The sequence below is a fragment of the Aeromonas dhakensis genome (assembly GCF_000820305.1).
GTDB lineage: Bacteria > Pseudomonadota > Gammaproteobacteria > Enterobacterales > Aeromonadaceae > Aeromonas > Aeromonas dhakensis.
The window spans coordinates 129,025-152,203 of record NZ_CDBH01000061.1 but is presented as its reverse complement, the minus strand read 5'-3'; the positions used below and the strand labels follow the sequence as shown (position 1 = coordinate 152,203).

Annotated in this window: 18 protein-coding genes, 1 pseudogene and 1 riboswitch; of the genes and pseudogenes, 12 read left to right on the top strand and 7 right to left on the bottom strand. The window is 65.8% G+C overall.

Annotation, left to right across the window (positions count from 1 at the left end):
* The first annotated feature begins 20 nt into the window (after positions 1-20).
* Positions 21-1,088, top strand: coding sequence for a sulfate/molybdate ABC transporter ATP-binding protein (locus BN1143_RS16870; RefSeq protein ID WP_010635192.1), 1,068 nt, complete (start codon positions 21-23; stop codon positions 1,086-1,088).
* A 176-nt stretch (positions 1,089-1,264) separates the two neighbouring features.
* Complete coding sequence (gene cbl, locus BN1143_RS16865) at positions 1,265-2,212, top strand: HTH-type transcriptional regulator Cbl (protein WP_005308577.1); 948 nt, start codon at positions 1,265-1,267, stop codon at positions 2,210-2,212.
* Positions 2,213-2,294: 82 nt separating this feature from the next.
* Here the strand turns inward: cbl and gbpA are convergent, their stop codons facing one another.
* Together gbpA and BN1143_RS16855 are read right to left on the bottom strand one after the other, a co-directional pair.
* Positions 2,295-3,719, bottom strand: coding sequence for an N-acetylglucosamine-binding protein GbpA (gene gbpA / locus BN1143_RS16860; RefSeq protein WP_042051456.1), 1,425 nt, complete (start codon positions 3,717-3,719; stop codon positions 2,295-2,297).
* A gap of 61 nt (positions 3,720-3,780) precedes the next feature.
* Positions 3,781-3,866, bottom strand: a riboswitch (cyclic di-GMP riboswitch).
* A 265-nt stretch (positions 3,867-4,131) separates the two neighbouring features.
* Positions 4,132-5,823 carry a methyl-accepting chemotaxis protein gene (locus BN1143_RS16855; protein ID WP_042051455.1) on the bottom strand — a complete coding sequence of 564 codons (1,692 nt, stop codon included), beginning with the start codon at positions 5,821-5,823 and terminating at the stop codon, positions 4,132-4,134.
* Positions 5,824-6,114: 291 nt separating this feature from the next.
* Between BN1143_RS16855 and BN1143_RS16850 the strand changes: the two genes are divergently transcribed.
* Positions 6,115-7,962, top strand: coding sequence for a M3 family metallopeptidase (locus BN1143_RS16850; RefSeq protein WP_042051454.1), 1,848 nt, complete (start codon positions 6,115-6,117; stop codon positions 7,960-7,962).
* 77 nt (positions 7,963-8,039) lie between these two features.
* A complete protein-coding gene (locus BN1143_RS16845) occupies positions 8,040-8,831 on the top strand; it encodes a substrate-binding periplasmic protein (protein WP_042051452.1) in 792 nt (263 codons plus the stop codon).
* A gap of 21 nt (positions 8,832-8,852) precedes the next feature.
* On the opposite strand, the gene BN1143_RS16840 is transcribed toward BN1143_RS16845, so the two are convergent.
* Complete coding sequence (locus BN1143_RS16840) at positions 8,853-11,048, bottom strand: glycoside hydrolase (RefSeq protein ID WP_042051451.1); 2,196 nt, start codon at positions 11,046-11,048, stop codon at positions 8,853-8,855.
* 332 nt (positions 11,049-11,380) lie between these two features.
* Here BN1143_RS16840 and BN1143_RS16835 point away from each other — a divergent pair, with 332 nt between their 5' ends.
* Positions 11,381-12,043, top strand: coding sequence for a hypothetical protein (locus BN1143_RS16835; RefSeq protein WP_042051450.1), 663 nt, complete (start codon positions 11,381-11,383; stop codon positions 12,041-12,043).
* A 20-nt stretch (positions 12,044-12,063) separates the two neighbouring features.
* Positions 12,064-13,407, top strand: coding sequence for a zinc-dependent metalloprotease (locus BN1143_RS16830; protein ID WP_042051449.1), 1,344 nt, complete (start codon positions 12,064-12,066; stop codon positions 13,405-13,407).
* Between the two features lie 100 nt (positions 13,408-13,507).
* Here the strand turns inward: BN1143_RS16830 and BN1143_RS16825 are convergent.
* Positions 13,508-15,430 (bottom strand): annotated as a pseudogene (locus BN1143_RS16825) (S41 family peptidase); the annotation flags it as partial.
* A gap of 337 nt (positions 15,431-15,767) precedes the next feature.
* Here BN1143_RS16825 and BN1143_RS16820 point away from each other — a divergent pair.
* The 6 genes from BN1143_RS16820 to BN1143_RS16795 all read left to right on the top strand — a co-directional run bounded on the left by BN1143_RS16820 (position 15,768) and on the right by BN1143_RS16795 (position 20,491).
* On the top strand, positions 15,768-16,244 hold the full coding sequence (locus BN1143_RS16820; protein ID WP_005308598.1) for a L,D-transpeptidase family protein: 477 nt from the start codon (positions 15,768-15,770) through the stop codon (positions 16,242-16,244).
* Positions 16,245-16,379: 135 nt separating this feature from the next.
* Positions 16,380-17,099 (top strand): AzlC family ABC transporter permease, encoded by a 720-nt coding sequence (locus tag BN1143_RS16815; RefSeq protein WP_042051448.1) that lies wholly within the window; start codon positions 16,380-16,382, stop codon positions 17,097-17,099.
* 2 nt (positions 17,100-17,101) lie between these two features.
* Positions 17,102-17,443 carry an AzlD domain-containing protein gene (locus BN1143_RS16810; RefSeq protein WP_042051447.1) on the top strand — a complete coding sequence of 114 codons (342 nt, stop codon included), beginning with the start codon at positions 17,102-17,104 and terminating at the stop codon, positions 17,441-17,443.
* A gap of 116 nt (positions 17,444-17,559) precedes the next feature.
* Entirely contained in the window at positions 17,560-19,086 is a 1,527-nt protein-coding gene (locus tag BN1143_RS16805; RefSeq protein ID WP_042051446.1) for a YjjI family glycine radical enzyme, read from the top strand.
* Between the two features lie 37 nt (positions 19,087-19,123).
* Positions 19,124-19,975 (top strand): YjjW family glycine radical enzyme activase, encoded by an 852-nt coding sequence (locus BN1143_RS16800; RefSeq protein ID WP_042051445.1) that lies wholly within the window; start codon positions 19,124-19,126, stop codon positions 19,973-19,975.
* A gap of 192 nt (positions 19,976-20,167) precedes the next feature.
* The gene (locus BN1143_RS16795) at positions 20,168-20,491 is read left to right on the top strand and encodes a DUF1820 family protein (RefSeq protein ID WP_005308607.1); all 324 of its coding nucleotides are present in this window, start codon (positions 20,168-20,170) and stop codon (positions 20,489-20,491) included.
* A gap of 43 nt (positions 20,492-20,534) precedes the next feature.
* On the opposite strand, the gene BN1143_RS16790 is transcribed toward BN1143_RS16795, so the two are convergent.
* From BN1143_RS16790 to BN1143_RS16780, 3 genes are all read right to left on the bottom strand, one after another.
* On the bottom strand, positions 20,535-21,458 hold the full coding sequence (locus tag BN1143_RS16790; protein ID WP_042051444.1) for a LysR family transcriptional regulator: 924 nt from the start codon (positions 21,456-21,458) through the stop codon (positions 20,535-20,537).
* A 60-nt stretch (positions 21,459-21,518) separates the two neighbouring features.
* Positions 21,519-22,715, bottom strand: coding sequence for an amino acid aminotransferase (locus BN1143_RS16785; RefSeq protein WP_042051443.1), 1,197 nt, complete (start codon positions 22,713-22,715; stop codon positions 21,519-21,521).
* 157 nt (positions 22,716-22,872) lie between these two features.
* Positions 22,873-23,148 carry a metal/formaldehyde-sensitive transcriptional repressor gene (locus tag BN1143_RS16780; protein WP_005308614.1) on the bottom strand — a complete coding sequence of 92 codons (276 nt, stop codon included), beginning with the start codon at positions 23,146-23,148 and terminating at the stop codon, positions 22,873-22,875.
* Between the last annotated feature and the right edge of the window lie 31 nt (positions 23,149-23,179).

Here is a 23,179-nt window from a genome sequence, read left to right as displayed (position 1 = left end):
ACCGAATTCAAGAGGCTGCCATGAGCATTCAGGTACAAGGACTCAACAAGCATTTCAACCAGTACGCGGCGCTGGCCGACATCAACCTCGACTTTCACGACGGTGAGCTGGTGGCGCTGCTCGGCCCCTCCGGCTGCGGCAAGACCACTCTGCTGCGGATCATCGCCGGGCTGGAGCAGGCCGACAGCGGCCACGTCATCATCCGCGGCGAGGATGCCTCGGATCTGCACGTGCGCGAGCGCAACGTCGGCTTCGTGTTCCAGCACTACGCCCTGTTTCGCCACATGACGGTGTTCGAGAACGTGGCGTTTGGCCTTAGGGTCAAGCCGCGCCGCGAGCGACCGGCCGAGGCGGCGATCCGCGCCAGGGTCAAGGAGCTGCTGGATCTGGTGCAGCTCAGCCACGTGGCCGCGCGCTACCCAACCCAGCTCTCCGGCGGTCAGCGTCAGCGGGTCGCCCTGGCCCGCGCGCTGGCGGTGCAGCCCAAGGTGTTGCTGCTGGACGAGCCCTTCGGCGCCCTCGACGCCCAGGTGCGCAAGGAGCTGCGCCGCTGGCTGCGCGAATTGCACGACGAGCTGCACGTCACCAGCCTGTTCGTCACCCACGATCAGGAGGAGGCGCTGGAGGTGGCGGATCGGGTGGTGCTGATGAACGCCGGCAAGGTCGAGCAGATCGGTACCCCGGCCGAGGTCTACGACCAGCCTGCCAGCTCCTTCGTGCACAGCTTCCTCGGCAGTGTGAACCTGTTTCGCGGCCGGGTGGCCGGGCAGGGGCTCGGCATCGGCGAGCAGCTACTGGGCGGGCCCATCAGCTCCCAGCTGGCGGAGGGCAGCGCCGCCGTCGCCTATGTGCGCCCCCACGAGCTGGAGATAGTGCCGGCGGATGCGCCGGGCGGCATCAGCGCCACCATCACCCGATTGCTGCCCATGGGGCCGCGCATCCGGGTGGAACTGCGTGGCAATGGGGATACAAACGGTGCACACTTCGAGGCCGAGCTGAGCAAGGAGGCAGCCCGTGCCTTCCACCCGGGCCAGGGGGTGCGGCTGGTGGCCAGACAGGCCCAGCTCTACCCGGATTACCAGATTTAAGTAGCAGGCCCCTGGGGGGCCGCGCAGGCAAGCAGCGTGACCAGGGCGGAGTCTGCCCGCCTGGGATGCAACAGGGTTAGTATGGCGGCCAGAGTTCAGGCTCGGGCAGTCAGACAAGATAACAACAAGGCGGCGGGGAGGGCCCCGACCGGCCGGTCAGCGCAGGAGGCGATGACGTGAATTTTCAGCAGTTGCGAATCATTCGGGAGGCGGCACGGCGGGATTACAACCTGACCGAGGTGGCCAATGCCCTGTTTACCTCCCAGTCCGGGGTCAGCCGCCATATCCGCGAGCTGGAAGAGGAGCTGGGGATCGAGTTGTTCATCCGCTACGGCAAGCGGCTGCTCGGCATGACAGAGCCGGGCAAGGAGCTGCTGGTGATCGCCGAGCGCATCCTCGGGGATGCCGAGAACATCCGCAAGCTGGCCAGCACCTTCGCCAACCGCGACTCGGGCCGGCTGCTGGTGGCGACCACCCATACCCAGGCTCGCTACGCCCTGCCGCGGGTGGTGAAGGCGTTTCGCGAGCAGTTCCCGCTGGTGCAGCTGGAACTGCGTCAGGGCGGTCCGGAGGAGATAGTGCGGTTGGTGCAGACCGGCGAGGTGGACATCGGCATCAGCAGCGAGCAGCTCGACAAGAGCGAAGGGGTGGTGGCGTTTCCCTACTACCGCTGGCACCACAACATAGTGGTGCCGGAGCAGCATCCGCTCAGTGCCGAGCAGGAGCTGACCCTGGCGGCGCTGGCCCAGTGGCCCATCATCACCTATCAGGCCGGGCTGACCGGGCGGGCGCGGGTGGACGAGGCGTTTGCCGAGGCCGGCATAGCCCCGCAGATCCTGCTGACCGCGCAGGACTCCGACGTCATCAAGACCTATGTCGAGCTGGAGATGGGGGTGGGCATACTGGCGGACATGGCGTTCGACACCCAGCGCGACAAGGGGCTGGTGCAGCTGGACGGCAGCCGGTTGTTTGCGCCCCACACCGCCTGGATCGGTCTCAAGCAGGGGCAGTTCCAGCACAACTTCGCCTGGCAGTTCATCCAGCTCTGCAACCCTGAGCTGGCGCTGGCGGACATTCAGGCCCGCGCCATGGGCGGCGAGCCCGCCATCGACTTCCAGATCTGAGCTGTCACACCAGAGAACACCAGAGAAAACGGGGAGCCAGTGGCTCCCCGTTTTGTTGATGGCGTCATGCTGCGCCTGAGGATCAGTTCACCAGGATCCAGGCATCCTGCCAATTGCTACCGACCCCGGGTTCATACTGGGTGGCGCTGGCCGACCACTGGCTGCACCAGCCGCGATAGGGGAAGGGCTTGCACTGGTAGATCTTGCCGTTCTTGGGCTGCAGCACCCTGGTGCCGTCGGTGTAGGACTTGAGCCCGTCCGGGAAGGTGAACTGGTAGTCACCGCCGGCGGCCGGATCCTTGAGCATCAGGTCCAGGGTCTGCTGCACCGCCTCGCCACCGGCCTTGGGTTTGCCTTCGATCACCAGCTGGTGGTGACCGGCGCTGAGCCCGGAGAGCGGCATGGTGAAGCTGTGGCTGCTGTCCTTGATGTCGGCGCTGGTCTGCCCCTTGGCGGCCCCACCGTGATCATACAGGGTATTGGTGACGGTCAGATCGCCCTCGGCGGCCACGGTAAAGTTGAGGGTCAGCTTGCCCTCGTCGAGCAGGTAGTCGCTCTCCAGGCCGCTCACGCTGACGCCGTTGCTCACCGGTGGCTGCTGCTGTTCGAGCTGGATCTCGACCCGCTCCAGCGCGCTGCCGGCCTTGAAGTAGACCGGGTTCTGGCCGTAGACGGGGTTGAACTGGCCTTCACCGCTCTGCTGGCCGGCGCGGATCTGGCTCTGCTCTGCATTGATCTTGCTCGCCAGGGCGTGGGTCCAGTTGTTCTTCTGGCCCTGCTCCGGGCTGGCGATGGTCAGCTCGGTCTGCAGATCGGGGCGCACGCCGTTGGCGTCGAACACCAGAGTTCTGGCCTTGTCGCCGACCGCCAGCTCGGTGGAGGGGTAGATGGTGCCGCCCTGGCTCCATTCCAGCGGTGGCTGGGTGCCACCCTGGAAGTTGGCATCGATCACGTTATAGAAGCTGTTGCTGGTGTCCCCCACTTCCCACACCCCCAGGATCACCTGATAGCCGGTGCGCTCGGGCAGGTTGCACTGGTGGGTGACCTGCTTGGGCGGCTGGGTCATGTTGCCGTCCACCACGCAGAAGGGGGTGAGCTCGAAGGAGGCGCGAGTCAGCGGCTGGTTCGGGTTCCAGTCCTGCTTGGTGAGGTAGTAGCGCCAGTTGCGGGTGACGTGGTTGGCGGTGAAGGTCCAGCTGATGGCGAAGGGGCCGGCTTGTACCTCGCGGCGGGTCCAGCGGTCGCTGGTCTGGGCGTTCAGCTCGCCCCAGCTGGCGCTGCCGGCCGAGGCGATCTGGCCGTCGGCAGGGCCGCCATTCGGGAAGCCGGAGGGGCCTTCCACGCTCTGGGGTTCCCATTGCACCGCGCCGCACTGGCTGTTGCCGCCGGTCTTGCACAGGTAGTTGCGCGATTCCGGCTGGCTGATGTAGCCGTGGGCGAGCACGCTGCCACTGACCAGCAGGGCCAGGGTTGCAGCGACGTGATTGAGTTGGATTTTTGCTGCCATACATTCCTCTGTTCGACAGATGTGGGCAGTCAAGTTGGCAGGGGCGTTCCCCGAAACACTGTGTGGCAACCCCGCTATCCTGGACGACATGTCTTTAGACCGGAGGCTTTGCGTCCTGGCCTTTCAACCAGTTTGCCAAATGACTACATAAAGGGTCATGGTGTCGCGTTTGGCGACAACTCATCATGACTATTTTTGATTAAATAATTAAGTGTAAATCTTTACAGCTTGACCTCATCGGAGTAGAGCAAACACTTAACTTTCTGTTTTTAAATGGCTATTAACTCGGCGTCACGGCATCAAGTTCGTCGAACAGGTCGACAAGATGCAAATATTTGGCATTTTTTCGCAATGAAAAACGCCCCCGTCAGCCGATCTGGCGGGGGCGTGCGCTGCGACAAGCCAGGACGGATCAGTGGCGGATGCGCGGGCGATCCGCCTGCTGCGGCGGTTGCGGCATCCGTGGCTGGGTTGCCGGCTGGTGGTTGGCCGAGCCCAGTTTGAACAGGGCCAGCCGCTCGTCCAGGCTGCGGGAGAGTCCGGCCAGCAGCTCGCTCTCCTGAGCCAGCTGGGAGGCGGACTGAGACATCTCCAGCGCCGAGTCGTTGATGCCGCTGACGTTGCGGTTCATGTCCTCCGCCACCATGCTCTGCTGCTCCGCCGCGGTGGCGATCTGGGTCGCCATGTCGCTGACGTGCTGGATGTGGTTGACGATGAGGGAGAGATCCTGGCCTGCCTTCTCCGACTGGCCGACGCTGCTCTCCGCCAGCTTGCGGCTGGCGTCCATGGCGTCGGCCGCACTCACCGCCCGCTGCTGCAGCTGGGCTATGGTGCTCTGGATCTCCTCGGTGGACTGGCGGGTGCGGCTCGCCAGCTGGCGCACCTCGTCGGCCACCACGGCAAAGCCGCGGCCCTGCTCGCCGGCGCGGGCCGCCTCGATGGCGGCGTTGAGGGCCAGCAGGTTGGTCTGCTCCGAGATGGCGCTGATGACCGCCGTCACCTCGCTTATCTGCATCACCCCCTCCTTGAGCTGGTTGACCTGCAAGGTGGCCTGCTCCACCTCGCTGGCCAGCGCCTGGATGCCGTGCACGCTGGCGTGCACGTCCCGGTTGCCGAGGCCGGCCTCGCTGGTGGCGTCCTGGGTGTCGCGGGCGGTGTTCTCGGCGTGGCCGGCCACGTCAGCGATGGTGGCGCTCATCTCGTTCATGGCGGTGGCGAGCTGGGCCAGCTGATCCCGCTGGCTGTTGACCGCCTGGTTGGTCTGTTCGGCGGAGGCGGCGATGCGCAGGGCGGCATCCGCCACGTTGCCGGCCCCCTGGCTTGCCTCCAGCAGGGCGTGCCGGATGGCGCTGAGCCCCTGATTGGTGCAGCTGGCGACGGCCCCCAGCTCATCCTTGCCATGCACCGGGATGCTCACCACCAGATCGCCGGCGGCCACCTGCTGCATGGCCCGGTTGATCTCGGCCAGCGGGTTGACGATGGAGCGGCTGATGGCAAAGCCCAGCAGCCCCATCAGCAGGGTCACCAGCAGGGTAGCGCCCCCCATCAGCTGGTACTGGGACCAGATGGTGGCCTGGATGTCCTGCAGCAGCACGCCGGAGCCGAGGATCCAGCCCCAGGGCTGATAGCCGGCCACCAGCGACAGTTTCTGGGCCGATTCGCCGGAGGGGGAGACCCACTGGTACTCCAGCCGACCCTGCTGACCCCCTCTGCCGAGATCCACCATCCGCTGCCAGTGCGCGCCGGCGGTGGCGGATCCGCTCTCGCCCATCTGCTGGCCGACCAGCTCGGGCCGGACGGGGTGCACCAGCATCCGGCGGTTCTCGTCCAGCACGAACAGGTAGTTGTCACCGTCAAAGCGCATGCTGTTGAGCATGGCCCTGGCCTCGGCCTGCGCCTGCGGGGCGGGCAGGGTGGCGGCCAGCGCCTGGATCCGGCTCATGGCCAGATCCAGCACAGCCTGCAGCCTGGCTTCCCGTTCACTCATCAGATTGCGCTGCAGGGCACTGGCGGAGATGAGCAGCAGTGCGATGAAGCCGACCAGCGCCAGTGAGAGCAACAGCATCAATTTGCGGCTCACGGCAATATCACCGAGCTTGAACATAGTCTCTTCCTTAACTTTCCCATGCGGGTCTGGTGGTGACCAGTCTGTCGGCTGGCCCTGATTATTTTTCATTTAACATTTAATTAACTTTCAAAGGCTTGGCGCGACAGCACGCCAATTGAGAAGTTTGACACCAGTATAGCCAGCAGACAGAAACCCTCGCTTTTGGTAGCGTGTTCGCGCGCATCCCGGCGCACCATTTGCCGGATTATTTGCAGAAAATGTGAATGAGTCAGCATTTCACCAAAAAGGAGTGGGCACCCCGTGCTGCCCCATAACAAGAGGGAATTTATGAGTTCCATTGCCAGGAATTATCTCAACCAGCTCAACGCCGACTACCTGCAGGTGCACAGGCGCAAGGAGGATCTGTTCTGGTCCACCTACATGGGCACCAGCGACGATCAGGCCGGTTTCACCGCCGCCGAGCAGGCCTACAAGGCGTTTTGCGCCGACCCGGCGCGCTTGCCGGTGCTGCGGGAGATGCATGCCATGGCCGAGGAGACCGAGCTCAAGCGCGGTCTGGCAGGCTGGATCGCCTTCTTCGAATGCAACGTCATCGAGGCGCCGGCCGCTGCCGCCCTGATGGACGAGCTGGTGGCCGCCGAGGCGGCGCTGTTCGCCCGCCGTCGGGAGCTGAAGCTGACCTTGCTGGACGAGCAGGGCCGCCAAGTGGCAGGCAGTCTGCCCGCCGCCAGCACGGCATTGGCCGCCAGTAGCAACGAGGCGGTGCGCCAGAGCGCGCTCGCCATGTTCCACACCCTGGAGAACTGGGTGGTCGACAACGGCTACCTGGCCATAGTCACGCTGCGCAACCGTTTCGCCCGGGCCATGGGTTATCGCGACTACTTCGACTACAAGGTGCACAAGAACGAGCAGATGAGCCCGGCGCAGCTGTTCGCCATCCTCGACGACTTCATCGCCGGCACCGAGCAGCGGCTGCACCAGAGCCTGGCCGAGCTGAAAGCGGCCAAGGGGGAGGCGGCTCTGCTGCCCCACAACCTGCGCTACAGCGTGAGCGGCGACGTGACTCGCCAGCTCGACCCTTACGTACCCTTCTCCCGCGCCTTGCAGGATTGGGTCGAGAGCTTCCGCCGCCTCGGCATCCAGTACCGCGGCGCCAGCCTCACTCTGGATCTGCTGACCCGGGAAGGGAAATACGAGAACGGCTTTTGCCACGGCCCGGTGCCGAGCTTCTGGCAGGAGGGGGAGTGGGTGCCGGCGGTGGTCAATTTCACCAGCCTGGCCGACCCGGCCCAGGTGGGCAGCGGCTGGAGCGGGCTCAACACCCTGTTCCACGAGGGGGGCCATGCGGCGCACTTTGCCAATGTCACCGGCAACGCCCCCTGCTTCTCCCAGGAGTTCCCGCCTACCTCCATGGCCTACGCCGAGACCCAGTCCATGTTCTGCGACAGCCTGCTGGATGACGCGGACTGGCTCAAGCGCTACGCCAGGAACGCGGCGGGGGAGCCGATCCCGGATGCGCTGATCAAGGCGATGATCGAGGCACGCCAGCCGTTTCGCGCCTTCAACGAGCGCCAGATCGCGCTGGTGGCCTACTTCGAGCGGGATCTCTACGCCATGGACGAGGCCGAACGCACCCCGGCTGCCGTGCTGGCGCTGGCCCGCCGCTGGGAGCGCCAGATCCTGGGGGTGGAGAGCCCGCGTCCGCTGCTGGCCATCCCGCACCTGCTCAACCAGGAGTCGGCCTGTGCCTATCACGGCTACCTGCTGGCGCTGATGGCGGTGGAGCAGACCCGCGCCTATTTCCTGAAGCGCGACGGCTACCTCACCGACAACCCGCGCATCGGGCCGGATCTGGCCGCCCACTACTGGGGGCCGGGCAACGGCATGACCCATGACGAGACCCTGCGCAGCCTGACCGGCAAGGGCTTCAGCGCCGGCCCGCTGGCCGCGGTGTGCAACCAGAGCGTGGCCGAGGCGTGGCAACAGGCCGAGGCCTGCATGGCGGCGGCCCGTCAGCGTCCGCCGGCCGGCGAGGGGGCACCGCTCGATGCCCGCATTCGGGTAGTTCACGGCGACCAGCTTATCGCCGACAATAGCGACTCAGAGGAAGCCATGCTGGCCGGCTTCGAACGCTGGATCCGCCACCACTACCAGGAGGCGGCCACCAGTCACTGAGGCGCAAGCCGGTGAACATGCGTTATGTCAGACCCCTGCCGCGGCAGGGGTCTGTTTTTCATGGGAAGGAGTCGAGGGTGGGAACAACAGTGCGGTGGAGATGGCTGCTGGCCACGCTGCTGCTGACGGGGTCGCTGGCGCAGCCGGCCCGGGCACTGCAGGCGCTGACCGAGCAGATGCCCCCTTACAACTACCAGCTGGCCGGCCAGCCGGTGAGCGGTTTCTCGGTGGATCTGCTGCAGGCTCTGCTGGCGCGCAGCGGCCTGGCGCTGCGCGGCGACATCCAGCTGCTGCCCTGGGCGCGGGCCTATCAGAATACCCGTTATCGGGCGGGCAGCATCCTCTTCTCGGTGGCGCGCACCCCGGAGCGGGAGCACCAGTTCCAGTGGGTGGGGCCGGTCGGGCCGCGCACCATCAGGGTGTGGCGGCTGAGTTCGCGCACCGACATCCAGCCCCGCAGCCTGCAGGAGGCGGGCGACTACCGGATCGCCGTGGTACGCAACTCGGCTTCGGCCCAGCAGCTGATCCGCCAGGGGCTGGCGCCGGTCAGCGTCAACAGCGAGGAGGACAAGTTTCGCATGCTGCTGCGCGGCCGGGTGGAGCTGGTGACGGCGCTGGATCTGGGGGCGGCCTTCCACATGCACCAGCTGGGGCACGGCTTCGAGGCGCTCACCCCGCTGTTCGTCTATGACGACAGCGAGCAGTACTACTTTGCCCTCAACCTGGCGACGGAGCCGGCCAAGGTGCAGGCCCTGCAGCAGGCCCTCGACCAGATGCGCCAGGATGGCTCGCTGGAGACCCTGCGCCGGCGCTGGCTCAACCTCCATGCGCAGCCCGCCGTCTCGCTCGGCGGGGCGGCCCCTTTCTGATCCCCCGTCACCCCGCCGGGTCTAGCCCTGGATCTTCAGCACGCTGACCGGTTTGCCCTTGAGCGCCACCAGCAGCTGCCGGCCCGCCAGCTTGTGGCCGTCGATCATGATGGAGTTGTGGCTGAAGTTGGCCACCAGCCGGCTGCCGTCGGAGAAGCGGGTCTCCTGCACCCGGCCCACCCCGTCACGCCAGCGAAAGCCCACCAGCGCTTTGTCCCACAGCGCCTCGTGCAGCGGGGTGAACTGCTCGCTCAGCCGGGTCAGCTCCGGCAGGCGACTGGCCAGCGTGCTGCGGCTCAGGTTGACCAGCGGCGGGGTGTTGTAGAGCAGGCCGAGCAGGGCGCGCTCCTCCTTGATGCCGGGGAATTTCAGGTTGTCCAGCAGCCAGTGGTGGCTGTTGAGCACGGAGTCGTGGAACACCGCCTGATAGAGGGGCAGCCGATCCGCCGGATTGAACACCGTCTTCAGGTAGCGCGGCTTGAGCCGGGCGGGCTGGAAGAAGACTTGCGGCGCTTCGTCCGGCCACCACTTGCCGAGGTAGTAGGGGGACTTGGCCTGCTTGCGCATGGCGGCATCCTCCCAGCCAAAGCCCCAGCTCTGGATACCGTGGGCAAACAACAGCGGCTTGCTGGTGAGGGCGTTGCCATCCTCCGAGCCCAGCACCAGGCCGAGGTGCTCCCCCACCCAGCTCATGCGGGCGTTGCGGTCGGCGACCATGGCCTGACTGCCCTGCTGGTGGGCCGGGTTGTAGTCGTTGGAGGCCATGGCGGTGCCATCCACGTCGAGGAACAGGCTGTTGATGCCGCTGGCCTTGGCCAGCTCGCTCATGCGGCTCTTGGCAAAGGGCAGGGTGCAGCCGGGGTTGAGATAGACCCCCTCGCCGCCAAAGCCCGGCTTGGGCTTGCCGTTGGCCTCGACGATGGCGCAGCGCTTGCCGATCTCCGGCGGCAGCTGGGCGGTGAGCCAGCTGTCGTTGGTGCCGGGCGCGATGGCGGTGTCGTAGGAGTCATAGCTGCCTACCAGATAGCCCTGGCGCTGGGCGGCGGTGAGGGCATAGCCCTGCTGCAGGGCCGCCGTCCACTGCGGAGTGCCGAGCCACAGCTTGCGCAGTCCCGCCTGCTGCAGCGCCTCGATCACCGGCAGCGACAGCCCCTGGCCCCAGCGCTCCTGGGGCACCAGCAGATCCCCCAGCTGACCCTTGACCCACTGCTGGCGCAGGGCCAGCACCTTGCTCTGGGCCTGCGGGCCCTGCTGGGCAGGCAGCGGCAGCTGGCTGGCAATCAGCCGGTTGAGGCCGGCCATGATCAGGCTCTGCTGCCAGATCTCGGGATGGGCGGCGGCCAGCGCCTCCCGCTCCTCGGCATTGAAGATCTGCAGCCATTCCGGCTTTTGCTGCAATCTGGCCTGCAAAGCGGGCCACGCTTTCACGTCCTGCCGATCGAGCAGGGCATCCCCCCACAGGTAGACATGGCTGGCGCCGATCAGTCGCCGGCCGGCCGGGACGCGGGCAATCTTGTCGGCCAGGGATTGCCAGGCCCCCTCGCTCTGCAACCACGCCCGGTAGCGGCGGGCGCCGGCCAGCCAGTCATCTCCCACGCTCAGCCGCACCACCATGCGCGCCTGAGCGTTGAAGCTGCTGAATTCGTGGCTGGCGCTCAGCTGCAGCCGGCCCCCCTGGCGGCTGAACTTGAGCCGGTTGTCGTAGGGGCTCTGCAGGATCCAGCTGTAGGTCTGCTTGCCCGCATCCTGGCTCCAGAGCGGCAGCTTGAGGTCGTAGTGGGTGTTGAGCTCGGCCAGCTCGTCGCCGACATAGCCGAGCCAGTCGCTGTCGCGCACCGAGAAGCGGCTGCCCTCGCCGATGGCGAGGGAGAGGTGGGTCTGGTTTCGCGGCAGGCTGTACCAGGTCAGCTGACGGGGACTGTCGCTGGCAAGCGTCAGCAGCAGGTCGTCGCCATCCAGCCTGACCTCCACCCTGGCCTCCTGGGCGGGCCAGCGCCAGCTGGCCTGCTGGTCATCCTGCTGCAGCTGATCGACCTGGCGGGCGGGCTGGCCCGCGCTGACCGGGATCCGGTTCACCGCAATGGCCAGGGTATCGGGATCGATGCTGTAACTTTGAGTCCCGCCCTGCAGGGTCAGGGGGGCGGCGGCCAGCGGCGCCGCCAGCCATGAAATTGCCAGCCAGCCCAGTGCTGGCGCCGTTATCCGCAAACCGTTCATGCAACATCCTTGACCTGATCAATGCCATCAGGGTACGCCGCAGCCCGCCTCCCGGTACAGCCAAATTTGTTTAACCCATATGGGGTGAAGGGAGTCATGCCGGTCGCTTTCACGGACGTTTTATCGCAGTAAAAAAGCATCATTCGAACCCTTCCTCAGCCCCCGCCAGCGCTGGCTTTGTCGACTCAAATGGATGTGCGCAAACACTAGCGTCGATTTTTCAGACGCCCCATATAGGGGGGTGCCAGCCTTGTCGCCAGTTTCTAGCATGCCCCCTCACTTTGAATGCAATTCATTGTTTTATAAGGATTGTTTTTGACTGGAGTATCAGTATGAAGAGAGCGAAATGGGGGCTTGGGCTGGCATTGTGCGCCCTCTTGGCCGGGGTGATCGGCTGGTGGCTGTGGTCGCAGCCGGTGGCGCCCGGCGCAGTGACGACAGGGGATGAGGCGCGTGCGGCAGAGTCGGCCCCGCTGGTGGAGCTGACGCCACTCGCCGCCATGCCGGTACCCGCGCTCAAGCCGGCGCCGGTCACGCCCCCCGCCAAGCAGGATCGGCTGCGGGAAGATGGCAGCCAGCAGCTGGAGACCCCCTGGCAGGCGGCCGAGGTGGATGCGGACTTTCCGCTGGCGGAGCCCGGCGATGCGGTCGAGCAACCCCAGCCGATCGCCCTGCAGGGCAGCGATCTGGAGCGGGCCCAGGTGGGTGACAGCGTGGCCCTGCCGCTGCCGGACGGCAGCACCCTGCAGGCCAGGGTGACCAAGGTCGAGCTGCAGCGGGGCGGGGAGCGCAACTGGCAAGGGGAGATTCGGGTCGACGGTGACAGCTACCCGGTCAATTTCACCGTCGGCAAGCAAGCGACTTTCGGGTTCATCGGCACGCCGCAAGGCAGTTACTCCGTCGAGACCCTGGGAGGCAAGGGCTGGGTTTACAAGAACCCGCCGCTGGATCTGGGTCATGGCGGCGATGACGCCCTGATCCCGACTCACCAATAACAACATAAAAGGAAGATCACATGCAGAAAACTACCTTGGGGATCATGATTGCGGGATTGCTCGGGGCGACCCCCGTGCTGGCGGAAACCATCGACCTGATGGTGCTGCACAGCCCGGGGCTGGCGGCCCGCTATCAGGGGGATGCGCAGACCCGGATCCAGCACATGATCAACGTCACCAACCAGATCTATGCCGCCAGCGGCCTGGATCTGACGGTGCGGAGCGTGCACGACCAGCAGGTCAATTACCCGGATGGCGGCACCGACGAATCCGCGCTCAACGCGGTGACCTACCAGCAGGATCCGGCTTTCAAGCAGGTACCGACCCTGCGCACCCGTTATGGCGCCGACATGGTGGTGCTGATGCGCCCCCAGACCGGTGACCACGGCAGCTGCGGGCTGGCCTGGGTTGGTGGTTCCGCGACCTATAGCGATGGCCGCAAGGCGTATGCCGACGGGGATGTCTCCCAGGATGCCGGCAGCATGTTCAGCCATGTCACGGCCACCGGCTGTGGCGACGTGGTGCTGGCACACGAGCTGGGTCACAACATGGGGCTCAACCACTCCCGCCTGCAAGATGGCACGGGGGGCACTTACCACTATGCGCTGGGACACGGGGTGCGGGGTTCCTTCGCCACCGTGATGGCCTATCCCTCCAGCTTCGGGGTCTACAGCCACGAGTACAAGTTCTCCAGCCCGGACCTGGTCTGCAAGGGGCAGCCGTGCGGCGTGGATTACCGGGATCAGGCCAACGGGGCCGATGCGGTGCGGGCGCTGAAGGTGACCACGCCGCAGATCGCCGCCTTCTACCCCACCATGGTGACGGAAGCGCTGCCGGATCTGGGCGAGCTGGAACGCTCCCTCGAAACCCGGCGCCAGGACCTGGCGGCGGCCCAGGAGCACTACAGCCAGCAGGTGGCGGCCAGAACCACCCTGCAGGATCGCCAGCAGACGCTCAAGGGCAACTTTGATCGCTACCAGCGCGAGCTGAACCAGCTGAACCAGCGCAACCGCCAGACGGTGCAGGAGATCAACCGGCTGGTGCGCGAGTACAACAGCTACAGCGGCAGCTACGGCCCGGAAGAGTATCGCCGGATCCGCGCCATCCAGGCGGGCCTGAGCACCCGCATCGATCAGCTGCACGATGAGAACAACGCCATCATTCGCCAGTCCAACGAGATCAGCCAGCGTTACCAGGCCGAGGTGAAGGAGTACAACGGCAGCTGGGATCGCTACAACCAGCTGGTGGCGGCGGTGAAGAGCGCCGACGGCAAGGTGGACGAGGCGCGCCGCGAGCTGGAGCTGGCCGAGCACAGGTATCAACTGGCATTGGCCCGTCAGCCGGCCGAGACGCAGCCGGCCTGATGCAACAAGGGCGCCCCGCAACAGGCGGGGCGCACGCTAGCTTGCTGGCACAGAGGAGCCGACCGGACAAGCCCGGTCGGCTCCTCTTTTTATGGCGGACTTATCTGGCCGCCGGTAGCTGGGCGAGGGCGGCCTGCACCGCGGCTGCCAGCTGGGGATCGCGCCCTGCCACCATGTCGGCCGGGGTCAGCGCCACCTGCACGTCCGGGATCAGCTCCTGATTCTCGTACAGAGTGCCGTCGGGGTTGCGCAGCCCCAGGGTCGGGATGCCGTAGGCAAGGCCCGGGATCAGCCTGGAGGTGTGGCCGTACACCATGGTGCCGGTGCCCGGCACTGGCTCACCGACGATGGGGCCCACCTTGAGGGTGCGGTAGTACTGGGGAAAGGCCGAGCCTTCCGAGTAGCTGCCCGCATTGACCAGCACCACCGAGGGCTTGGTCCACTGGCGGGTGGCGGCGTCCGTCTCACCCTTGCCAAGGCGCGGCCAGCTGCTGGCCATGCCCTGGGCGCTGCCGCTGCCGGTCAGGAACTCCACCAGGGTGTTGGCCAGATAGCCCCCCTTGTTGAAGCGCACGTCGACGATCAGCGCCTCGCGGTTGCGCTGGCGACCGAGGGCGTCGGCTACCACCTCCTCATAGACGGCGCTGCTCATCTCCGGCAGATAGACATAGCCGACCCGCCCCTGACTCAACTGTTCCACCTGGCTGCGGCGCTTGGCGATCCAGCCGTCGAGCTGCAGCTGATACTCCTGCTGCTGGTCGATGGCGGTGACCTCCAGCTGGTGCGGCTCCTTGGCCCCCTTGGGCAGCAGGGTGAGGGCCAGCCGCTGGCCGGCCTGATGGTTGAGCAGGGCATCCAGCTCGTTGAGGCTGTGCAGCTCGGTGCCGTTGATGGCCAGCAGGTGGGCGCCCGGCGCCAGATCCGTCTCCTGCTCCAGCGGGCCGCCGGCCAGCAGGGCGGCCAGCTCGACCGCTCCCTGCCGCTCGCGCCAGTAGCCGCCGAGGCTGGCGGTGTCGTCCGGCATGCGCTGGGAGGAGTCGGGGACGCTGCCCCAGGTGTGAGAAACATTGAGCTCGCCGGCCAGCTCCGCCAGCAGGTTGCCGAAGTCACGCTCGTTGCTGATGCCGGGCAGCAGGCGGCGATAGGCGGCCACGTAGCCGTCCCAGTCCATCCCGTTCATGTCGGCCCGGTAGAATTCGTCCCGGGTGAGGCGGGTGATCTGGTCGAAGGCAGCTGTCATCCGATCCTGCCAGCTGGCGGTGATCAGCAGAGTGAAGGGGTGGCTGCTGGCCTCGCCTGAGCGGGTATCGATGAGGGCTATTTCCCCCTCCCGCACCAGGGTGGCGAGGCTGGCATCCTGGTTGAGGCTGGCCAGCGCCGGCCCCGGCTGTTCGGCAAACAGCAGCTTGGTCTCGCCCTTGCGCAGATCCCGGGCGTAGCCCTTGATCTCGCTCTCGCCGTTGGCCCCGCTGGTCTCCACCAGATAGACCAGGTGATCGTCGACGATGCGGCTGGCGAGGACGGTGCCTTCTGGCTGCAACTGCAGCGCCTCGCGGTGTGCCAGCCGGTCGGTTTCGAAGCCGTAGCCAGCCTTGGGCGGCGCCTGTTCGGCAAGGAAGTCGCTTCTGGCGGCGCGGCTGCTGTAGAGGCCGAGCAGGCTGCCGCCGAGGGGCTCGCCATCGGCCCCCAGCACGCCGTACTTGGTGGATTGCCAATAGAGGATGCCGCCATCCTGACTCCAGGCCGGCTCACCATCCCGATAGCCGTTGAGGCTGACGTTGACCGGCTTGGCCTTGGCATCCCGGGTGTCGATGACGGCGATCTCCTGCTGGCTGGAGTCGGGCTGCACGGTCAGCGCCAGGTGGCGCGAGTCGGGGGCAAAGGCCAGCTCCACCGCATGGCGGGAGGGGTTGAACTCGGCGGCGACCAGCTGGCGCTGCTTGCCGCTGGCCAGATCCAGCAGATGGACGGCCTGGCCATCCACCACGAAGGCGAGCTGCTTGCCGTCGGGGGAGAGGGCGGGCTCGCGCAGCCAGAGCGGCTCGGCCGCCTGCAGGGGGGAGCAGATCAGCAAGAGCAGCAGGGATAGTCGGTATCGCATCGTGAGGTTCCTGAGAGGTGAAAAGCGCCTTATCTTCCCCCAATGTCCCGCCCGGGACTATCCCGAGATAGGGGGGTATCCCGTTGTTTTGGCAGTTAATTGTAACAATCTATAAAAGATGGCGCGGGATATGTTTCTCTGGATATATTGAGTATTGATGGCGATCCAATATGATGGCGCTCGCCCGCCACACCAGGCGGTGCAGTTCAGATGATTTGGTAACAGAAAAGCCCTTACCAGAGGCTTGCCGAGGGATGGAATGAGAGCCGTATTACTGTGTTTGCTGGGGCTGTGGCCCGCATTGAGTTTTGCCACCCTGTCCGCCGATATGGTGGTGGTGAAGAAATCGAGTTATAGCCTGACCCTGATGAAGGATGGCAAGGAGGTCAAACGCTACTGGATCGCTCTGGGTCCGGCTCCCAAGGGGCACAAGCAGCGGGAAGGGGATCAGCGCACGCCGGAAGGCCGTTACATCCTCGACTACAAGAAGACCAACTCCAACTATTACAAGGCCATCCATATCAACTACCCGAATCTGGACGACATCAAGGCGGCCAACGAGATGGGTGTGCGACCGGGCGGCATGATCATGATCCACGGTCAGCGCAACAGCATAGGCAACACCCGTTTGCAGCCGTCCAACTGGACCAATGGCTGCATCGCCATGCTCAACAAGGATCTGGACGAAGTGTGGAACGCCATCGAACCCGGCACTCCCATCATCATTCAGCCCTGACTCTCTGCAGCGCGCCACCTTCGGGTGGCGTTCTGTTTTTTGGCTCCCTCCTTTCTTTACCCGCAGCCTCTTGGTATCCGTCCCCGTGCTGTGCTAGTTTTTCCGGCTCGCCGTGGCCGCAACAAGGATGATCCCATGCCGTCAGCAACCCTCTCTCCGTCCGTCGGTGCCGAGAGTACCCGCGCGCTCTGGTGGCGCGCCTCCATCGATATTCTGCCGCTCTCCATCTCGGTGATCCCCTGGGGGATCCTGTGCGGCGCCCTGGCGCTGCAGGTGGGACTGAGCCCGCTGCAGGCCCAGCTGATGTCGCTGCTGGTCTATGCCGGCGCCGCCCAGCTCTCGGCCACCACCCTGTTCGGGGCAGGCACGCCGCTGCTGCCCATCATGGGCTCCACCTTCGTCATCACCTCCCAGCACCTGCTCTACGGCTTTACCTTTCGCCGCGACGTGCTGCCGCTCTCCCTGCGCTGGCGCGCCAGTCTCGCCTTCTTCCTGACCGACGAGATGTTCGCGGTGGCGCTCAAAGACAGGGAGCGCAGCGGCCGCTTCGATCCGGCCTACGCGCTCATCGCCGGCTTCGTCTTCTATCTGTTCTGGAATGCGGCGACCCTGCTCGGCATCGCCGCCGGCCAGTACATCGACGGGCTGGATCAGATGGGGCTGGACTTCGCCATCGCCGCCACCTTCATCGCCATGACCATTCCCGCCATGAAGAACCTGCCCATGGTGGCGGCCACCCTGGTGAGCGGGGCCATGGCGCTGCTCACCAAGCCGCTGCTGGCGGAGGTCTACATCATCATCTCGGCGCTCTCCGGCATGCTGGTGGGTTATGTGCTGCACCGGATGAGGAGGTAATCATGAGCTGGCTGATGATAGGCCTGCTGGCCCTGATCACCTTCTTCAACCGCTTCGCCTTCTTCTCGCGGCTGACCCGCTATCAGCCGGGCGCCGAGATGGGGGCCTTCCTCAGCTTCTCGGCCCAGTCGGTGCTGACCGCCATCTGGCTGCCCATCGTCTTCAGCTACCAGCCGGGCGCTGGGCTGAGCTGGGATCCGGACTACCTGGTCGCCACCCTGCTGGTGACGGCGCTGACCCTGCTGCGGCTGCCGACCCTGCTGGTGGTGGTGGTCGGCATGGGGGGCTTCTTCCTGCTGCGCTGGCAGGGGGGCATGGCCCAGCTGCTGCCCTGGCTGGACTAGGCCCGTGATCCTGCATGGCGGATGTCTTAATTGGATATCCGCCATGTTGTGAATGTCACTTCAAAAAACACCTCCCAAGTGTGAGGATTTAGCTCCCATCCGTCGAGGAGCGAGCCATGTCCTTCACCGAAACCTGCCAGCGCATCGTGCGCGATCCCCTGTTGTCACCGGCCCAGAAGAGCCATGCCCTGGCGCTGGCCGCCGAGAATGCGCTGCCCTATCCCGAGCTGCCTGCCGAGGTGAGCGAGGCGATGGCCAAGGGCTTTGTCTGCGACATGTTCGAGGGGCACGCTCCCTACAAGCCGCGCTATGTGCTGCCGGATTACGAGAAGTTTCTGCGCCAGGGCTCCGCCTGGCTGGAGCTGGCACCGCCGCAGGATTTCGACGAGGCGCTCGATGCTCTGCGCATCCTCTACCACCACGTGCCCTCCGTCACCGGCATGCCGGTCTGGCTGGGCCGGCTCGACCACCTGCTGCTGCCCTTCGTCGGTGAGCTGGATGACGAGGCCCTCTATCGCAAGCTGAAGGGGTTCTGGATCTACCTGGACCGGGTGCTGCCGGATGCCTTCATGCACGTCAACATAGGCCCGGATGACAACCGGCTCTGCCGGCTGATCCTGCGCATCGACGGCGAGCTCAAGCAGGTGGCCCCCAACCTCACCCTGTTCCACGATCCGGCGCAGACCCCGGACAGCCTGTTGCTGCAGGGGGTGCAGAACATCGCGGCCTGCAGCAAGCCCCACATCGCCAACTACCCGCTGCATCGCAACACCTTCGACGAGCGCGGCTTCGGCATCGTCAGCTGCTACAACGCCCTGCCCCAGGCGGGCGGTGCCAACACCCTGGTGCGGGTCTCCCTCAAGCGGGTGGCCGAGCAGGCCCACGGCATCGACGACTTCCTGGGCTGCCTGCTGCCCCACTACTGTCGCCTCGCCTCCCGTCTGATCGAGGTGCGCGCCGCCTTCCTGCACCAGGAGTCCGGCTTCTTCGACAGCTTCCTGGTGCAGGAGGGGCTGCTGGAGGAGGGGCGCTTCGTGCCGATGTTTGGCATCTACGGCATGGCCGAGGCGGTCAACCTTCTGATGGACAAGGAGAATCTGCCGGAGCGCTACGGCCGTGACGAGGAGGCGAACCAGCTGGGCTATCGCATCTCGGCCCAGCTCGCCCGCCACGTGAGCGAGACGCCGCAGCGCCACGCCTGGGGCGGCCGCGCCCTGCTCCACTCCCAGGGCGGGCTCAGCGTGGATCGCGGGGTGACCCCCGGGGTGCGCATCCCCTATGGCGAGGAGCCGGATCCCGCCAGCCACGTGCTGGCGCTGGCACCCCACCATGGCTTCTATCACTCCGGGATCAGCGAGATCCTCACCCTGGATCCCACCATCCGCCAGAACCCGCAGGCGTTGCTGCAGCTCTGCAAGGGGGCGCTTGCCATCGGCATGCGCGAGTTCACCGCCAACGTGGCGGACAGCGACCTGGTGCGGGTGACCGGCTACATGATCCGCAAGAGCGACGTGGCCCGCTTCGCGACCGAGGGCTCGCGGCTGCAGACCACCTGCCTCGGCGCCGAGGCGAGCGAGCTGACCGGGATCCGCCAGCGGGCGCCGCGGGTGGTGGGACGCGAGGCGACCCTGTGTGACTACTGAGTGCGACAGGCGGGCAGGGGCGGCGCGCAGCGCAACGGTGAGCCGCTGGCTGCCCTTCTCCTGCGTGGACGGCCCCGGCAACCGGCTGGTGCTGTTTCTGCAGGGCTGCAACTTCGCCTGCCCCGGTTGTCACAACCCGCACACCATCGGCCTCTGCGATCACTGCGGTGAGTGTGTGCCGGGCTGTCCGAGCGGGGCGCTGACCCTGCACGAGGGACGGGTGAGCTGGCAGGCGGCGCGCTGCACCGACTGCGATGCCTGTCTCGATGTCTGCCCCCGCAGCGCCAGCCCCAAGACCGCCACCATGACGGTGGCCGAGGTGCTGGCCCTGCTGCGCCGCTACGGCCCGTTGCTGACCGGCATCACCGTCTCCGGCGGTGAGGCCACCACCCAGCTGCCGTTCGTGATCGCGCTGTTCACGGCCATCAAGGGGGCGCCGGATCTGGCCCGTCTCGATTGCCTGCTCGACAGCAACGGTTCGCTCGCCGAGGCAGGCTGGCAGCGGCTGCTGCCGGTGCTGGACGGCGCCATGATCGACCTCAAGGGGTGGCGCGACTCTGTGCATCACACGCTGACCGGCTATGGCCGCGAGCGGGTGCTGGCCTCTCTGCAACTGCTGGCGCGGGCGGGCAAGCTGGCGGAGGTGCGTCTGCTGCAGGTGCCGGGGCAGAGCGATTATCTCGCCGCCGACGGCACGTTGGATGGCGGGCTCGCCGCCTTCTTGGACGCCCTCGGGCCCGTGCCCATCCGCCTCAACGGCTTTCGCCATCACGGCGTGCGCGGGGTGGCACTCGGCTGGCCAGAGGCGATGCGAGAGGAGCTGGAGCAACTGGCCGCGGCGCTGGCGGCGGCGAGGCTTGGCCCCGTCACTCTGCCGCCGCTGCTCTGAGTCGCTTGATGCTAATCAACTGATCGCAAAGGGATTTAATACGACAAGGCAAGATTGGACGGCGAACCGAGCGGTTCGGCGTGGCTTTTATGCTGCCTGAGTCTTGAGATGACGTAACTGTGATTGCTGTCTATTTGAGCTCTGCGAGGGGGCGGCTAGAATGGGTCAATCGCCCACCATCAACAGACGAACATGAGTGAATCCAACGCCTTATATCGAGTGCAGTTCATTTGTCACAACGAGCGTTACGAAGTCTATGTCAGGGAAGTGAGCCAGGGTCAGCTGTTCGGCTTTATCGAGATCGCCAACTTCGTGTGGGACAACCACACGGCGCTTATCGTCGACCCCAGCCACGAGAAGTTGAAGAGTGAGTTTGCCGACGTCAATCGCACCATGATCCCCATGCACCACGTGCTGCGGGTCGATCAGGTGCGCAAGCAGGGGGCCGCCCGCATCACCGAGCTGGGCAACAACGTCTCTCCTTTCCCCGGTCCCATCTACACCAAGAAACCCTGAGCACAGTCGTGCCTGGCACTGCCTGTGCCGGGCATGGCCCCCATCATGCCAGCGCGCGGGCCAGCTGCAGGATCCGCTGGCGAAACCAGCGCCGCGCCGGCTCCTCTCCTGCCGGGCCGTACCATACCAGGCTGTGGGTGACGGCGCCGTAATCAAACGGTACCGGCCGGCTCACCAGATTGTGCGGGGCCGCCTGCTCGGCCCAGCCGTTGACGGCGGTGAGGATCAGATCGCTCTGGCGCAGCAGGGTCGCCGCACTGCCAAAATCGGGCAGGATGGCGGCGATCTGCCGGCGTACCTGCAACTGGGCCAGGCTCTGCTCGAAGAAGGGGTTGGCCAGCTCCTGATCGCGAATGGCGATATGGCGCCAGCTCAGGTAGGCATCGAGATCCCAGGGCCGCGCCAGCGCCGGGTGATCCGCACGCAGCAGGCAGACCAGCTTGTCCTCTCGCAGTGTCTCCCACACCAGCCCTTGCTGGCGGGGCAGGGGCTGGCTCTGATCGTGGGGCAGGATCACGAAGTCCAGCTTGCCCGCCGCCAGGGCCGCCAGCCCCTGCTCATCCTTGTTGCGAATGTCGGGCACCAGGCCAGGCACCTCGCGCATCAGCTGTGCCAGGATGGGCCCCATGGGCCAGACCATGCCGCTCTCGCGCAGGGCAAATTTCAGCTGTCCCTGCCAGCTGGCGGGATCGAAGCCGCCCTGGCCGGTGAGGCCGTTGAGTTCGCTCAGCAGCCGGTGCAGGGTGGGGCCGAGCCGCTCGGCGAACGGGGTCAGCAACAGCTGGTTGCCCTGGCGGTAGAGCAGCTGATCGCCGAGCAGATCCCGCAACTGGTTGAGGGTCTTGCTGACGGTGGAGGGGGTGGTGCAGAGCCGCTCGGCGGTGCGGGTGACGCTCTGGCTGTCGAGCAGCAGGTGCAGGGTAACCAGGTGGCGGCCGCCGAGGCGGGAGAGGGCAATGAGATCCATAAGGGTTCCACGAGCAAACGGGACAAACAAAAAGCCCCGCCTGAGCGGGGCTTGCGGGGATCAGCCCTTGAGCACGGCGGCCATGGCGTCGGCCACGTAGTCGACGTTGCGGCTGTTGAGGCCCGCCACGCACATGCGACCGGAGCGCACCAGATAGACGGCGAACTCTTCGCGCAGGCGGTCCACCTGCTCCGGGGTGAAGCCGGTGTAGCTGAACATGCCGCGCTGGTTGATGAAGTAACTGAAGTCACGGCCCGGCACCTTGGCGCTCAGCACCTCGAACAGTTTCTGGCGCATCGCCTTGATGCGGGTGCGCATCTCGGTCACTTCACCGACCCACATGGCGTGCAGTTCGGGCTGGCTCATCACCGCTGCGGTGATCTGGCCACCGTGGGTGGGGGGGCTGGAGTAGTTGCGGCGCACGGTGGCCTTCATCTGGCCCAGTACCCGACCCGCCTCTTCGGCATCCTGGCAGATGACCGACAGGCCGCCGCAGCGCTCGCCGTAGAAGGAGAGGTTCTTGGAGAAGGAGTTGCTGACGAAGAAGCTGACGCCGGCGGCCACCATGGCGCGAATGGCATAGGCATCCTCCTCCAGCCCGTCGCCGAAGCCCTGATAGGCGATATCCATAAAGGGGATCAGCTGGCGTTCCACCACGAGTGTAATGACCTGGTCCCACTGGGCGCGGGAGAGATCCACCCCGGTCGGGTTGTGGCAGCAGGGGTGCAGCAGCACGATGCTCTTGGCCGGCAGGCTGCTCAGGCAGTCGATCATGGCGTCGAATTGCACGCCGCCGGTGGCCGCATCGTAGTAGGGATAGTCGTGCACCTTGATGCCGGCCCCCTCGAACATCGCCTTGTGGTTGTCCCAGGTGGGATTGCTGACCCACACCTCTGAGGTCGGGAAGTAGCGCTTGAGCAGATCGGCGCCGATCTTCAGCGCGCCTGAGCCGCCGATGGTCTGGATGGTGGCGATGCGACCCGCCTTGACCGCTTCGTGGTCGGCACCGAACAGCAGGTGCTGCACCGCGGTACGGTAGTTGGCGGCGCCTTCCATCGGCTGGTAGGGGCGCGGGGCCGGGGCGGCGGCGCGCTGGGCTTCGGCCTGCTGTACCGAGGCCAGCAGCGGAATGCGGCCCTGCTCGTCGTAATAGAGGCCGATCCCCAGGTTCACCTTCTGCTCGCGGGTGTCTTTGTGGAAGGTTTCGACCAGGGTCAGGATGGGGTCGCCAGCATAGGCATCGACGTGTTCAAACATGAGGGGTCCTTGCGAAATGGAATCCAGGGTATGGCGATCAATGATCGGCGGTCATCATGGCGTAAAGCCGGCGAGGGCTCAAGTCTGAAAGGGGCGCGGGCCGTGGGGCCGACGCCGCCCAGCCGTAAACGGGATGATGCGGCCCGCTCCACCGGCCTTACTTCAGATAGGATCGCAACACCCGCACCACCTGATCCAGATCCTCCAGCCGCTCGGCCGGGGTCGCCTCTTCGGCGCCGAGATGCTCGCGCATGTGGCCCTCCAGCACCTCCAGCATCAGGCCGTTGACGGCGCCGCGAATGGCGGCTATCTGCTGCAAGATGGCGGCGCAGTCGCTCTCCTGCTCCAGCGCGCTCTCCAGTGCCCCTGCCTGCCCCTTGATGCGGCGCACCCGCGCCAGCAGCTTCTTCTTGCCGTGAATGGTGTGTGACATGCAGGATCCTCTCGACCAATAAAACTATACT